At 69.8% G+C, this 12,657-nt stretch carries 13 protein-coding genes; 4 read left to right on the forward strand and 9 right to left on the reverse strand.

What is annotated here, in order from left to right; translation table 11 throughout:
• Positions 1 to 47: 47 nt before the first annotated feature.
• A complete protein-coding gene (locus ASD47_RS05275) occupies positions 48 to 485 on the reverse strand; it encodes an HIT family protein (protein ID WP_056752640.1) in 438 nt (145 codons plus the stop codon).
• Positions 486 to 546: 61 nt separating this feature from the next.
• Here ASD47_RS05275 and ASD47_RS05280 point away from each other — a divergent pair, with 61 nt between their 5' ends.
• Positions 547 to 1,062, forward strand: a complete 516-nt coding sequence (locus ASD47_RS05280) for a DUF2141 domain-containing protein (RefSeq protein WP_056752643.1) — start codon at positions 547 to 549, stop codon at positions 1,060 to 1,062.
• Here the strand turns inward: ASD47_RS05280 and ASD47_RS05285 are convergent.
• Positions 1,050 to 1,973 carry a metallophosphoesterase gene (locus ASD47_RS05285; RefSeq protein WP_056752645.1) on the reverse strand — a complete coding sequence of 308 codons (924 nt, stop codon included), beginning with the start codon at positions 1,971 to 1,973 and terminating at the stop codon, positions 1,050 to 1,052. The genes ASD47_RS05280 and ASD47_RS05285 overlap by 13 nt on opposite strands.
• A gap of 156 nt (positions 1,974 to 2,129) precedes the next feature.
• Between ASD47_RS05285 and ASD47_RS05290 the strand changes: the two genes are divergently transcribed.
• From ASD47_RS05290 to ASD47_RS05300, 3 genes are read left to right on the forward strand one after another with little or no spacing between them, the layout of a single operon-like run.
• A complete protein-coding gene (locus ASD47_RS05290) occupies positions 2,130 to 3,188 on the forward strand; it encodes a CDP-alcohol phosphatidyltransferase family protein (protein WP_230983943.1) in 1,059 nt (352 codons plus the stop codon).
• Entirely contained in the window at positions 3,188 to 4,114 is a 927-nt protein-coding gene (locus ASD47_RS05295) for a diacylglycerol kinase family protein (protein ID WP_230983936.1), read from the forward strand. The genes ASD47_RS05290 and ASD47_RS05295 overlap by 1 nt, the downstream gene beginning before the upstream one ends.
• A complete protein-coding gene (locus tag ASD47_RS05300; RefSeq protein WP_056752651.1) occupies positions 4,111 to 5,049 on the forward strand; it encodes a hypothetical protein in 939 nt (312 codons plus the stop codon). Before ASD47_RS05295 ends, ASD47_RS05300 begins: the two co-directional genes overlap by 4 nt.
• Positions 5,050 to 5,198: 149 nt before the next feature.
• On the opposite strand, the gene spt is transcribed toward ASD47_RS05300, so the two are convergent.
• From spt to lptC, 7 genes are all read right to left on the reverse strand, one after another.
• The gene (gene spt, locus ASD47_RS05305) at positions 5,199 to 6,416 is read right to left on the reverse strand and encodes a serine palmitoyltransferase (protein WP_056752654.1); all 1,218 of its coding nucleotides are present in this window, start codon (positions 6,414 to 6,416) and stop codon (positions 5,199 to 5,201) included.
• A 3-nt stretch (positions 6,417 to 6,419) separates the two neighbouring features.
• Positions 6,420 to 6,671: an acyl carrier protein gene (locus ASD47_RS05310; protein ID WP_056752875.1), complete on the reverse strand. Its 252-nt coding sequence runs from the start codon at positions 6,669 to 6,671 to the stop codon at positions 6,420 to 6,422.
• A 79-nt stretch (positions 6,672 to 6,750) separates the two neighbouring features.
• On the reverse strand, positions 6,751 to 7,734 hold the full coding sequence (locus ASD47_RS05315; protein ID WP_056752656.1) for an NAD-dependent epimerase/dehydratase family protein: 984 nt from the start codon (positions 7,732 to 7,734) through the stop codon (positions 6,751 to 6,753).
• Entirely contained in the window at positions 7,718 to 9,421 is a 1,704-nt protein-coding gene (locus ASD47_RS05320; protein ID WP_056752659.1) for a fatty acyl-AMP ligase, read from the reverse strand. The genes ASD47_RS05315 and ASD47_RS05320 overlap by 17 nt, the downstream gene beginning before the upstream one ends.
• Positions 9,418 to 10,779: a lipopolysaccharide biosynthesis protein gene (locus tag ASD47_RS05325; protein ID WP_056752662.1), complete on the reverse strand. Its 1,362-nt coding sequence runs from the start codon at positions 10,777 to 10,779 to the stop codon at positions 9,418 to 9,420. The genes ASD47_RS05320 and ASD47_RS05325 overlap by 4 nt, the downstream gene beginning before the upstream one ends.
• A complete protein-coding gene (locus ASD47_RS05330) occupies positions 10,776 to 11,945 on the reverse strand; it encodes a hypothetical protein (protein WP_056752665.1) in 1,170 nt (389 codons plus the stop codon). Before ASD47_RS05330 ends, ASD47_RS05325 begins: the two co-directional genes overlap by 4 nt.
• Positions 11,942 to 12,559, reverse strand: a complete 618-nt coding sequence (gene lptC / locus ASD47_RS05335) for an LPS export ABC transporter periplasmic protein LptC (RefSeq protein WP_056752668.1) — start codon at positions 12,557 to 12,559, stop codon at positions 11,942 to 11,944. The genes ASD47_RS05330 and lptC overlap by 4 nt, the downstream gene beginning before the upstream one ends.
• Between the last annotated feature and the right edge of the window lie 98 nt (positions 12,560 to 12,657).

Below are 12,657 nucleotides of genomic sequence, written 5' to 3' on the forward strand. Positions count from 1 at the left end.
GATCAGCCGGAAGCGGGCGGTGCCGTGCGGCGTGGGGATGGGCTTCTTCACGCGGCCGACCACGCCTCGGCCAGCGTCCCGGCCAGCCGCTCGGCGGCGTCCAGGTCCAGATCGACCGTCGAGCCCAGGGCGGGAACGGCGGGCCAGCCGGCGTCGTTGTACACCCGGCCTTCATGCTCGCGCGTCCCCGCGTAGCGCGGGATCACGTGGAAATGCACGTCCTTGTCGACCATCATCAGCATCAGGTAGTTGATCTTCTCGTACGCGACCACCTTGGCCAACATCCGCTCGACGCCCTGCGTCGCCGTCTTGAGGTCGGCGAAGGCGGCCGGACTCAGCTGGGAGAAGGCCTCGACCGATTCCTTGCATACCAGCACCAGCGACCCAAATGTCGGTTGCTTGGGACGCACCAGGATCAGCCAGCTGTCGGTTTCGGCGACCTTGGTGCGCGGGAAACCGAAATTCTCAGCGGTGGGATTGGTCATGTCGGCCTCGCCTCCGGGCGTTCGCCGCCGTTGCTCCTACAATAGGGACGCCGTCATTTCCATGGAAGCACGATCCGCGTTGTTCGCCTCGGTTCTGGCCGTTTTCGCCCTCGTGAGCGGACCGGTGTCGGCGGACGATTCCGGCGGCGGCGCGGGCGCGGGCGTCGCCAGCCCGGGCCGGACCTGCGAGGGCCGCCCGACGGGGGTTCGGCTCATCGTCCAGGTGGCGCGCCTGAAGTCCAGCCAGGGCGAGGTGGCGGTCACCGTCTACCCGTCCGATCCCCGGCGGTTCCTGGCGCCGCACGGCAAGCTGATGCGGGTGCGCGCCAGGGCCGACGCGCCGGTGACCGAGGCCTGCTTCTACCTGCCCAAGCCGGACGCCTACGCCGTGGCCGTCTATCACGACGCCAACGCCAACCGGGACTTCGACCGCAATACCGTCGGTCTGCCGGTCGAGGGTTTCGCCTTCTCCAACGACGCGCCCAGCAAGGTCGGCGCGCCGACGTTCCAGGCTGCGCGGTTCACGGTCCGGCCTGGCGACACGGTCCTGCGCGTGAAGATGCGCTACGTCCGCTGAATCGCGGGCCGGCCGGCCTGGACCAGGACGTAGCGACCCAGTTCGCCCGTCTGGCCGGTGGCGGGATCCAACCCGCGGGCCACCAGCTTGACCTCGATGCCACCCTGCGCCTGGCGGTCGATCTCGACCCCGTGCCAGCGCGCCGCCGGGTGGCCGCGTTCGCCCAGGGCCGAGGCGGAGGGCACGCCCAGCACGGGGATCGCCGCGCCGTCCGGTCCAGGCGCGGTGGACACCGTCGCTTCGTGGGCGTGGCCGTGCAGGATCAGGTCGGCGCCGTGGCGCGCCAGCAGGGCGCGCAGGGCGTCCTGGTCCTCCAGCGACTTGCGCCGGGCCACCGCGCCCGGAACCGGCGGGTGGTGGATCAGCAGCACTCGGAAGGCGTCGCCATAGGCCGGGTCGCCCAGCAGGGCGTCCAGCCGCTCCAGCTGCGCCTGGCCCAGGCGGCCGGTGGCCAGATGGGGGGCGGTCGGCACCGCCGAACACAGGTTGAACAGCGCTACGCCGTCGCGCAGCCGCACCTGGGGGAAGGTGGCTTCGCCATCGTCGCCCAGCCACGGGGTCCAGGCCGCGAACGAGTCGCCGTCCCGAGCGCCGACCAGGGCGTCGTGGTTGCCGGGGCTGACGGTGATGTCGCGGGCGGGGCCCAGGGCCTCCAGCCAGACGCGGGCCGCCTCGTACTCGGCCTGGGACGCGTAGTTCGTCAGGTCGCCGGTGATGGCGATGTGGTCCGGGGCGTGGGCTTTAAGGTCGGCGATCACGACCTCCAGCACCTCGGGCCGATGCTCCCGGTGCTTGCGCCGCCAGGCGATCCGGCTCAGCAGCCGCTTGGACAGCAGGTCCCGCCAGCCGAACGCGCCCTTGGGCGGCGGCAGGTGGAGGTCCGAGAGGTGGGCGAGGCGGAATATCGACAAGTTTGGTTCACGGATTCTGGCGGAAGGGGCCGAAGCTGCTTATCAATCGCGCCAGGTTTCAAGGGGTTGTCTATCGTGAGCGCGGAAAATCAGCCAAATGAGGCCGCCGGCCCGTCCGCCGTCACGGTCGGCCAGGCTAAAACCCGCCTCTGGGGCATGAGCTCCGCCGAGCGGTTGTCGCGAATCTACCGCCGCGTGGGCCTGGTCGAGGCCGGGCCCGAGACCGTGTTCATCGCCGGCGACGTCGTCGTGGTCGACGCCGGCTGGGTGTTCGACGAGTCGCTGATCAAGGCCCTGGCCGGACGCCCCGGCGTGGCCCTCGTCGACGAGACCGGCCGAGTGGTGGCCGTCAACGTCCCCGCCGCCCAAGCCCGCGAGGCGATTGTGCGGCTGGACACCGGCGAGGACGTCACCGCCCTGGCCGCCACCCGCCTGACGGCGCTGGAGCTGGGCTCGGCCTACAACAGCGCCCTGCGCAAGCGCGAGCCGCCGGTGCTGGAGCGCCTGACGCCCGAGACCCGCGTGGCGGTCGAGAAGCGCCTGTTCCAGGGCTCGTACAAGGGCGTCACCGACCTGGTGACCAAGTACGTCTGGCCCACGCCCGCCCGGATCGTCACCCGCTGGTGCGCCCTGGCGAAGATGACCCCCAACCAGGTGACCCTGATCGGCTTCCTGCTGGTGCTGGCCGCCTTCTGGCTGTTCTGGACCGGCCAGTGGGGCTGGGGCCTGGTCTGCGCCTGGATCATGACCTTCCTCGACACCGTCGACGGCAAGCTGGCGCGGGTGACCCTGACCTCGTCCAAGTGGGGCAACGTCTTCGACCACGGCATCGACCTGGTCCATCCGCCGTTCTGGTGGTGGGCCTGGTATGTCGGCGTGGGCGCGGTGGGCTTGACCATGCCGCATGGCCCGCTGGCCCTGGCGATCATCGTCGGCGGCTATGTGCTGCAGCGGGTGGAGGAGGGGATCTTCCTGGCCCTGTTCAAGGTCGAGATGCACGCCTGGCGGCCGTTCGACAGCTTCTTCCGGCTGATCACCGCCCGCCGCAACCCCAACCTGATCCTGCTGACCCTTGCGGTTCTGGCGGGCCGTCCCGACATCGGGTTCCTGGCGGTGGCGGTCTGGACGGCGATCTGCCTGGTCGTGCACGCCGCGCAGATCCTGCAAGCCCTGGGGGCTCCGAAGGGGGCCGTCGTTTCCTGGTTGTCGCGCTGATGCGAGTGGGCGTCGTCCGCAATCCGATGAGCCACGCCAATATCGGGCGGTCCGAGCCTGATGGGCCCGGCCAGACGCCCGACGCGGTGCTGCTGGTCGAGCCCGCCACGCCCGAGGCGCTGGAACAGGACCTGCAGGCCTTCGCCCAGTGCGGCGTGAAGATGCTGGTCATCGACGGCGGCGACGGCACCATCCGCGACGTGCTCAGCCGCGCGGCCACCATCTTCGGCGAGGCCATGCCGCTGATCGCCCTGATCCCGTCGGGCAAGACCAACGTCCTGGCCATCGACCTGGGCGTGCCGCGCGACTGGACCCTGGCCAAGGCCCTGGCCGCCGCCCGGTCCGAGACCGCGGTGATCAAGCACCGCGCGCCGCTGGAGGTGCGCTGGGACGACGGGCGGCCCAGCCTGCGCGGTTTCGTGTTCGGCCTGGGCGCCTTCGTGCGCGCCACCAGCCTGGCCCAGACCGTCCACAAGACCGGCGCCTTCCACAGCATCGCCGTGGCCATGAGCGTGCTGGGCGCGCTGGTCGGTACGGTTATGGGCGGCAAGCGCGACCAGTGGCGGGCCGGCGTGCCGCTGTGCCTGGCGATCGACGGCGAGGAGACCCGCACGGCCGACCGCTTCCTGGTCCTGGCCACCACGCTCAAGCGGCTGCCGTTCGGGGTCAAGCCGTTCGGCCCGCCGCGCGAAGGGCTGAAGTTCCTGGACGTCGACGCCCCGCCCCGAGGCCTGCCGGGGGCCTTTCCGGCCCTGGTGGCCGGCAAGGAGTCGGCCTGGTCGGGCCGGCGCGGTTATCGGCGCGGCGACGCCTCGCGGCTGCGGATCACCACGAACCAGCCCCTGGTGGTCGACGGCGACGTCTATGACGGCGCGGGCGGGGTGACCGTGGTGCTGGGGCCGACCCTGCGGTTCCTGGCGGGATGAGCGGGGCTGTCGCCAGCCTGGTGGGCGAGGAACTGCTGGCGCCCGCCCCGCCTCAGGCCGTGGCCCTGGCGACCCGGCTGCTGGACCGGTTCGAGGCGCCGCTGGCGGTGCTGTTCTACGGCTCGATCCTGCGCACCGGCGATTTGGACGGGGTGCTGGACTTCTACGTCCTGACCGAAGGCGTGCGCCCGGGCCTGAGGGGCCTGGCCACGCGGCTGCTGTGGCCCGATGTCAGCTATCACGAGCTGGAGCTGGACGGCCAGGTGCTGCGGGCCAAGGTGGCCACCATGACCCTGGCCCAGTTCCAGGCGGCGACACGGGGGCGGGGGATCGACACCACGATCTGGGCCCGCTTCGTCCAGCCCGCCGGCCTGGTCTGGAGCGCCAGTCCGGCCGTGGCTGGCCAGGTGGTCGAGGCCGTGGCCGACGCGGCCCGCACCGCAGCCCGCTTCGCCGCGGCCCTGGGGCCCTCGGAAGGACCGCCGGCGGCCTACTGGTCGGCCTTGTTCCAGGAGACCTACGCGGCCGAATTCCGGGTCGAGAAGGGCGGGCGCGAGCGCTCGATCCTGGCCTTCGACGTCGCCCGCTACCACCGCTTGCTGGTCGCCTGCTGGCGGGAGGACGGCCTGCTGGACCTGGAGGCCGGCGACTCGGTCCGGCCTGCCCTGGACCCGGCTGAACGCCGGCGGATCCAGGCCGCCTGGCGCCTGCGCCGGCGGATGGGGCGGCCGCTGAACTACGCCCGCCTGGTCAAGGCGGCCTTCACCTTCGACGGCGCGGCGCGCTACGCCGCCTGGAAGATCGAGCGCCACACCGGCATGGCCGTGGCCCTCACGCCCTGGCGCGAACGTCACCCGGTGCTGGCGGCTCCGGGGGTGCTGTGGCGACTATGGCGACAGCGCGAGGCGCGGGATGGGGTCAAGAAAAGCGTTTAGGGACGGGGACACGCCCTTGCGGCGTGTCCCCATTTCCAGGCTCCGTGAATGCTGATGGGGACAGGCCGCGAGGGCGTGTCCCCGCCAAAAAGGAAAAGGCCCGAGGTTTCCCTCGGGCCTTTCGCGTTTCAGGCGCTTGAACGTTCGACCTAGGCCGAGACGCGCTTCAGCGGGGCTTCGATCAGGCCCATGGCCACGCCGATCTCGGCGAACACGGCCAGCACCTGATCGATCTGCTGCTCGCTGTGGGCGGCGCTGACGCTGGTGCGCAGCAGCGGGCGGCTGTCCGGCGTGGCCGGCGGCAGGGCCAGGTTCAGATAGACGCCGTTCTGCAGCAGGGCGTTCCACATGCCGATCGCGCGCTCGGTGTCGGGCATGGTGATGGCCACGATCGGGCTGGAGGTCGGGCCGGTCATGAAGCCCATGGCCGAAAGGCCGTCGTACAGGCGGCGGGCGTTGGCCATCAGCTTGTGGCGCAGCTCGGGCTGCTCTTCCAGGCGGCGCAGGGCGGTCACGGTCGAGGAGACCACGGCCGGCGGCAGCGAGGCGGTGAACATGTACGGACGGCAGGTGACGCGCATGACGTCGAAGTCGTCCATGTCCGAGACGCAGAAGCCGCCGATGGCGCCCAGGCTCTTGGAGAAGGTGCCGACCACGAAGTCGACGTCGTCCTCGACGCCTGCCAGCTCGGCCAGGCCGCGGCCATGTTCGCCCAGCACGCCCATCGAGTGAGCTTCGTCGACCAGCAGGTAGCCGCCCAGCTCGCGCTTCACGGCGGCGATTTCCTTCAGCGGCGCGGTGTCGCCGATCATCGAATAGATGCCTTCGACGACGATCAGGCGCTCGCCCGGAACGTCCTTCATGCGGCGCAGGCGCTTGTATAGGTCTTCCGGATCGTTGTGGCGGAAGCGGATGACCTCGGCGTGGCCCAGGCGCGCGCCGTCATAGATCGAGGCGTGGCTGTCGGCGTCCAGGATCAGGTGGTCGCCGCGGCCGACCAGCGTCGACAGCACGCCCAGATTGGCCTGGTAGCCGGTGGTGAACACCATGGCGTGCTTGCGCTTGTAGAACTTGGCCAGGGCTTCCTCGAGCTCGACGTGCGCTTCGAAGCTGCCGTTGGCGATGCGCGAGCCGGTGGTGCCCGTGCCGCGTTCCTGAACCGCCTTGACCGACGAGGCGATCGCCTGCTCGTCGAAGGTCAGGCCCAGATAGTTGTTGGTGCCTAGCAGGATCGTCCGCTTGCCGTTGATCACGCCTTCGGTGGGCGAGACGACGGCGTCGAAGCGCACGCTGAAGGGATCGGCGCCGGCTTGCCGGATCGCGTTATACGCGTCGCGATACGCGAGGTGCTTGTCGAACAGCCCCATGGCTTAGGCCCTATTCCGTAGGTCTTTAATCAGGGAGGCCAAGTCTCCGGCGGTTTCCACCGAAGCCAGGCGATCCAGAGGAATGGAGATGTCGAAGGTGTCTTCGAGCTCCATGATGATGTTCATCAAGGCCAAGGAATCGACGGCCAGATCGCGGCCAATATGGGTGTCGTTAGTCACATCGACAGAGCGCCCGAGCACCTTGCTCGTAGCCAAGCCGATTTCACGTAAAGTGAGATCCGTAACAGCTTCCATCGACGCGACGATATCCCCGACCAAGGTCCTACATAACCGAATTGTAACAGCCGTCTCGACCGAAAATCGCCGGATTCGACTATTTCCGAGACTTTTTATCCTTCAACCAGCCTTCCGAACGATACCAGCGCACGCTTTGCGCGAATCCCGCCTGGAGAGAGTAACTCACCGGCGGAAAGTCCGGAATCGGATCGTTGCTAGATAGGCCCCAATCGGCGTGAAGCAACTCCCGAGCCTTGCCCGGGGTGAGAATTGTGTCCTTCCCGGTGACGAATGAAGCCCATTTTGACAGCACCGCCAAAGCCTTGATCGCGCCCGAGGGGACCCGCACCAGCCTTGGCGACCTGCCGACCGCCTTGGACGCGGTCTGCATGAGTTCGACCCAGCCATAACCCTCCGGACGGTTGTCGGACAAGCTGAGCAACCCGGGGCGCGGCGTTTTGACCAGGGCCGCGATCTTCGCCGCGGCGTCGTCGACATGGATCCAGGCCATGCGGGTTTTTGGGCTCAAAACCGGTAAAAACGCCGATTCCGAAGCCATTTTGAACAGTCTGAGGGTCTCGACATCGCCCGGTCCGTAGATGGCCGGCGGGCGAATGATGGTCAGATCACCGCCAAAAATCTCGCGAGCTGCGTCTTCTCCGCCACGCTTGCTGCCGGCGTAGTCGGACAATTCCGGCTCGCGCGCGGCCAGGCTGGAGATCAGGATGAGTCGCGCCCCGGCTGTCCTGGCCGCCTGGGCGACTCGCCGCGAGCCCTCGACATTGGCCCGGTCGAAGGCGGCGCGGTCCCGCGCCTTGATCAGGCCCGCCACGTGGACGACGGTCTGGGCGCCGTCGCAGAGCGTGGCCAGGGCGCCGGCGTTGGCCAGGTCGCCGATCACCAGCTGCGGTTCGAGGCCCGCCCAGGCCGGGTCGGTGATGTCGCGCCGGGCCAGGACCCGGACGGTCCAGCCTTGCTCGGCCAGGACCCTGACGAGACGGCGGCCCAGGAAGCCCGTGGCGCCGGTGACGGCGACCACCGGACCGGCCCGGGCGTCGATCACGTCAGGGACGCTCGCCATAGGCGCCGGCCAGATAGGCGGTCTTGGCCTTGGAGCGGCTGAGCTTGCCCGACGAGGTCTGGGGCAGGGCGTGGGCGCCGACCAGTTGGACCTGGGCCTCGACCTGGTGGCGCAGGCGCAGGACCCCGGCGATCTTCTCGACCAGGGCCGCGCGCGTGTCGGCGTCGCCGCCGCGCGCCTGGACCAGCACCACCACGGTTTCCTCACCGTCGCCGGGGACCGAGAAGGCCGCCACGTCGCCGCTGCGCAGGCCGTCGATCTCGGCCTCGGCGGTCCATTCCAGGTCCTGCGGCCAGATGTTGCGGCCGTTGAGGATGATCAGGTCCTTGCCGCGGCCGGTGATGACGATCTCGCCGTCGACGAGGTAGCCGAGGTCGCCGGTGTCCAGCCAACCGTCGGCCGACAGCACGCGGGCGGTCTCCTCCGGCTGCTCGAAATAGTCTCGCATCAGGCTGGGGCCGCGGGCGAAGATGCGGCCCACGCCGCGCTCGGGCAGCACGGCGCCGTTTTCGTCGCGCACTTCCAACTGGTGCCCCGGCAGCGCCGGACCGTTGCGGGCGAATTCCCGCGAGCGCTCGGTGTCCTCGGTGACGACGGCCTCGTGCTGCTCCAGGCGCTCGACGTCCAGCCGCTCGGTCTTCAGGCCGCCGCCCAACGGGGCCATCGACAGGGCCAGGGTCGCCTCGGCCATGCCGTAGCTGGCCACGAAGGCCTTGTCCGAGAAGCCGACGCTGGCGAACCGCTCGGCGAAGGCGCGCAAGGGGCCGGTGCGGATCATGTCGCCGCCCAGGCCGGCGCTGCGCCACTTGGACAGGTCCAGGTGCTCGATCGAGGCCACCTCGGCCCGGCGGGCGCACAGCTCGTAGCCGAAGGTCGGGCTATAGGAGATGGTGCCGCCGTTCTTGGTGATCAGGTCCAGCCACAGCAGCGGCCGGCGCACGAAGGCGCCGGTGGGCAGCAGGTCGACCGACATCTGGCTGGTCATGGGCGACAGCAGGAAGCCGATCAGCCCCATGTCGTGGTACAGCGGCAGCCACGAGACGGCGCGGTCGGTCGGCCGCACCTGCAGGCCGTCGCGGGTGATGGCCACGGCGTTGGCCATCAGGGCCCGGTGGGTGACCACCACCCCGGTCGGAAAGCGCGTGCTGCCCGACGAGAACTGCAGGTAGCAGGTATTGTCCGGAGCGACGTCCGGCAGGGCGTCGCCCTTGCTGTCGGGCAGGTCGGCCAGCGCGCCGGCGAAGTTCAGCGGGGCCTTGGCGGCGACCTCGGCCACCCAGTCCTTCATGCCGGCGGGACCGATCAGGACCTTGGCGTGGGCCGAGTCCAGCATCCGGGCGATTTGCTCGACATAGGCGTCGCGGCCGCCTAGCGGCGCGGGCAGGGGCAGCGGCGCGGGGACCAGGCCGGCGTACTGGCAGGCGAAGAAGGCGCGGACGAAGTCGGCCTCGGTGTCGGCGATCAGGCCGACGCTGGATCCAGGCCTGGCGCCGGTCGCCAACAGGCGCGGGGCCAGCTCCAGCGCCTGTTCGCGCAGCCGGGCGTAGGGCAGGGCCTCGACCAGCTCGCCGCGCAGCGAATAGAGGTTGATCCCTGTTTCGCCGGCCGCGGCGAAATCGAGCGCGGCCGTCAGGGTGGGGAAGTCGGCGAATCTCACCGTTCGCGAGGAGGACGTCGGAGTAATCATTGCGAGAGGCCTTTGGCGCCGTTTTGACCTTCGGCGCAAGTTTGTTCGTCTTTGGGGCGGGCCGTTTCGGCCGCCAGGCTGCGGCGCAGGGCCAGATACATGCCGATCGCCAGGGCGGCGGCGACCGCGACCAGGGCCGCGCCGGCCCCGTCCAGGCCCGCGGCGCGGATCAGCGGAACCAGGGCGACCAGGTAGACCGCGCAGACCATGGCCCGCACCCGCAGGGCCAGGCCGGCCTTGCCCAGCGAGACCAGCATCGGCTCCAGCGGCATGGCCAGAACGCCGATGGCCGCGGCGGCCACCTGCCAGTTCATGATGCCCGCCCCGGCGGCGAACGGCTTGCCCATCACGATGGTCAGCACGTCGTCGCCGAACAGGATCGAGACCAGCAGCAGCACGCCGGCCACCGCGCCGCCGATCAGGCCGATCTGGCGCGACAGCCTGCGCATGGCGTCCTCCCCGCCGGTGGCGCGCATCTTGGCCAGTTCCGGATAGAGCGCCGGGACCAGCAGCTTGGCCGGCTTGGCCATGCCGTCGGCCACCTGGCGGCCCACGCGCCACATGGCCGCCTGGGCCGGGCCCAGGACCGAGCCCACCACCAGGGTGATCACCTGGCTGAAGGCAGTGTCGATGGTGCCGCTGAAATTGGTGGCCCAGGCGAAGCGCCAGACGCCGGGCAGCCCCTCGGACAACGGCCCGCGCAGGGTGAAATCCTTCAGCAGCTGCCGGCGGTTGAGATCCCACAGGGCCACGCTGTTGACATAGACGAAGGCCGTGACCGTGCCTGCGGCCCAGGCGGCCAGATAGGCCTCGATCGGGGCGTGCAGCGTAAAGCACAGGGCGCAGCCAATCAGGCGTACGGTCGAGCTGACGGCCTGCTCGGCCGCCAGGAACCGGAAGCGGTCGAACAGGCGCAGCAGGCCGACCGAGGTCGCCGAGTCCATCACCGCGATCGACAGGGCGTAGCAGGCGGCGGCCGGCGACAGGGCCGCCGGCCAGCCCAGGAAGTGGCCGAACAGCAGGGCGCCGATCACGCCCAGGGTCACCCCGACGGCGGCGCCGAGGCTGTCGAGCAGCAGGGTGAAGCGCAGGACCTGCTGGAAGCGCGGACGGTCGCCCTGCAGCAGGGCCGAGGCGCCGTACTGCAACAGGGTCTGCCAGGACTGGAACTTGGCGACCTCGCCGAGGAACTGGGCGAAGGCGTTGATCAGCACGATCACGCCCATCAGCTCCTTGCCCAGGCCGCGCGCGGTCAGGGCGATATAGGCCAGCCCGACCACGGCGTTGACCGTACGGCCGCCGAGCAGGGTTCCGGCATTGGCCAGGACCCGTTTGAGAACATTGGGTTCGCTGCTCATCGGAGGCGTCGAGATCTCGAAGACAGGCGCTCGACGATCGCCTGGGCGGCGCGGACCGAGGAGGGCGTTTCCCGCAGGTCGAAGCTTTCGGCGAAGCCCTTCTGCTGGGCCTCGACATAGTCGCCGTGCCCCCGCTGGGCGGAGGCGACGGCGTCGACGACGCCCTCCGCGCGGTCGAGCACAGGGCCGTAGCGCCAGTGATGGAAGCTCTCGTCGCCGCGCCAGGCCGCGCCGCTGGCGTTGAGGAACAGGCACGGCTTGGGCGTGCGCAGGAACTCGTAGACCTGGCTGGAGACGTCGCCCAGATAGATGTCGGCCGCGCGGGTGTAGGTCATGTCGATCGCCGCCGGCCCGCCCAGGTCGAGATGGATGCGCGGGTGGTCGACGAACGGCCCCAAGGCCTCGATCGTCCTGGCGTCCGCGCCTTCGAAGAGCCGGATATGGGGCGCGAAGATCAGATTGTAACGCTCGTCCGCCGCGAATTGCTCGAGAACCTCGCGTCCCCAGCGTGGCCAGGAGCCCAGGGTCGGGTGGAAATGCGGGTTGTACAGCACCACCGGCTTGGCCTGCGGAAAGGTCGGCAGCGGCGAGGACGGCAGGGCGTCGATGATGTCGAACTTGGGATAGCCGACCATGGCGCAGGTCTCTGGCGTGACCCAGCCCTCGGCGAGCATGCGGTCGCGCTGCTTGGGGCCGGCCGCCATCACCAGGTCGAACTGCTTGAGGCGCGGCTCGAACGGTCCGCCGCGGTCGCCCGCGCCGTGCTGGGTGTAGACCAGCCTGGTGTCCCGCACGCCCAACTTGCGCAGCAGGGCCGTGGTGCGTTCGGGGGTGACCACGGCGTCGTAGCGGCCCAGGCGACGGGCGTTGGCCGCCAGCATCAGGGCCTTGGGCGGCGTGGCCGCGCCCTTCAGCCGCAGATCCCGCAGCCAGGCGGGCGGCAGCAGGCGCGAGGGGATCGGCGGAACCTTCAAGGTCTCCAGCAGCGCGCGCACATAGTCCAGGTGCTCCTGGGTAGTCGTGGCGATGTGCACGTCGATGTCGGGCCAGCCCCTGGCCAGGGCGATGGCGATCGGCAGGCTGTGGAGGATCTGGTGGGTCTGGGCGATGTAGAGGAAACAGACGCTGGGCCGCTCTCCACGGCCCTTCGAGGCGGAGGTGATCACTGTTGCGGCGTGAGGCGCGTGCGCACCCGGCCCTTGAACAGCACCCGGTCGCCCTTGTCGCTGACCGAATAGCTGTCGGCGCGGATGGCGCGGTTGTTCGGGCCCGCGCCCTCGACCGCGGCCCCGCCCACCAGGTCGCCGGTGCGGGTGTCGACCAGGGCCTTCTGCGAAGCGAACTGGTAGCCCTGGCCGTTGTCGATCTTGACGTCGCCGGTCAGCAGCAGCGAGCCCTTTTCCTCCTGGTAGGCCCCGTCCTTGGAGACCACGTGGGTCGGGCGATCCGAACCATAGCCGCGGGTCAGTTGCGGGTTCTTCAGGAACACCTGGTCGGTGTTGTTCAGGTCGCGCGTCGCCGAGGTCGCGGTGATCAGGAAGGCCCGGCCGTCCTTCAGGGTGCCGGTGAAGCGCGGATTATCCATGCGCAGGGGCGCGACGGCGGCGGGCGGGGCGGACTTGACCTCCATGGCGCGGATCACGCCCTGACCGACGATCGCGACCGTCATGCCGATGGCGACGGCGGGCAGAACGGTCCGCAGCACGCGCACCGGTTTGCGATGGCGGTTGCGGTTCTTCTTGCGAACAGGACGTGGAACGGCGGGCGTGATGGCGATCATGGTCGTGGACTGAAGGCGATGGGCCGAAGCGACAGGTGAGGGACTTAAGCCTCCCGGCCCGATCTCCCAAGAGGTATTGCGACCCTGCCCCCGGCCGG

Source organism: Caulobacter sp. Root1472, from assembly GCF_001426985.1.
Taxonomy (GTDB): domain Bacteria; phylum Pseudomonadota; class Alphaproteobacteria; order Caulobacterales; family Caulobacteraceae; genus Caulobacter; species Caulobacter rhizosphaerae.

What these genes read in the sequence shown, in the direction of transcription:
- ASD47_RS05280 (WP_056752643.1), top strand. Translation starts at nt 547, where the DNA reads ATGGAAGCACGATCCGCGTTGTTCGCCTCGGTTCTGGCCGTTTTCGCC.
- ASD47_RS05275 (WP_056752640.1), bottom strand. Translation starts at nt 485, where the DNA reads ATGACCAATCCCACCGCTGAGAATTTCGGTTTCCCGCGCACCAAGGTC.
- ASD47_RS05300 (WP_056752651.1), top strand. Translation starts at nt 4,111, where the DNA reads ATGAGCGGGGCTGTCGCCAGCCTGGTGGGCGAGGAACTGCTGGCGCCC.
- ASD47_RS05315 (WP_056752656.1), bottom strand. Translation starts at nt 7,734, where the DNA reads ATGGCGAGCGTCCCTGACGTGATCGACGCCCGGGCCGGTCCGGTGGTC.
- ASD47_RS05320 (WP_056752659.1), bottom strand. Translation starts at nt 9,421, where the DNA reads ATGATTACTCCGACGTCCTCCTCGCGAACGGTGAGATTCGCCGACTTC.
- spt (WP_056752654.1), bottom strand. Translation starts at nt 6,416, where the DNA reads ATGGGGCTGTTCGACAAGCACCTCGCGTATCGCGACGCGTATAACGCG.
- ASD47_RS05295 (WP_230983936.1), top strand. Translation starts at nt 3,188, where the DNA reads ATGCGAGTGGGCGTCGTCCGCAATCCGATGAGCCACGCCAATATCGGG.
- ASD47_RS05290 (WP_230983943.1), top strand. Translation starts at nt 2,130, where the DNA reads ATGAGCTCCGCCGAGCGGTTGTCGCGAATCTACCGCCGCGTGGGCCTG.
- ASD47_RS05325 (WP_056752662.1), bottom strand. Translation starts at nt 10,779, where the DNA reads ATGAGCAGCGAACCCAATGTTCTCAAACGGGTCCTGGCCAATGCCGGA.
- ASD47_RS05310 (WP_056752875.1), bottom strand. Translation starts at nt 6,671, where the DNA reads ATGGAAGCTGTTACGGATCTCACTTTACGTGAAATCGGCTTGGCTACG.
- lptC (WP_056752668.1), bottom strand. Translation starts at nt 12,559, where the DNA reads ATGATCGCCATCACGCCCGCCGTTCCACGTCCTGTTCGCAAGAAGAAC.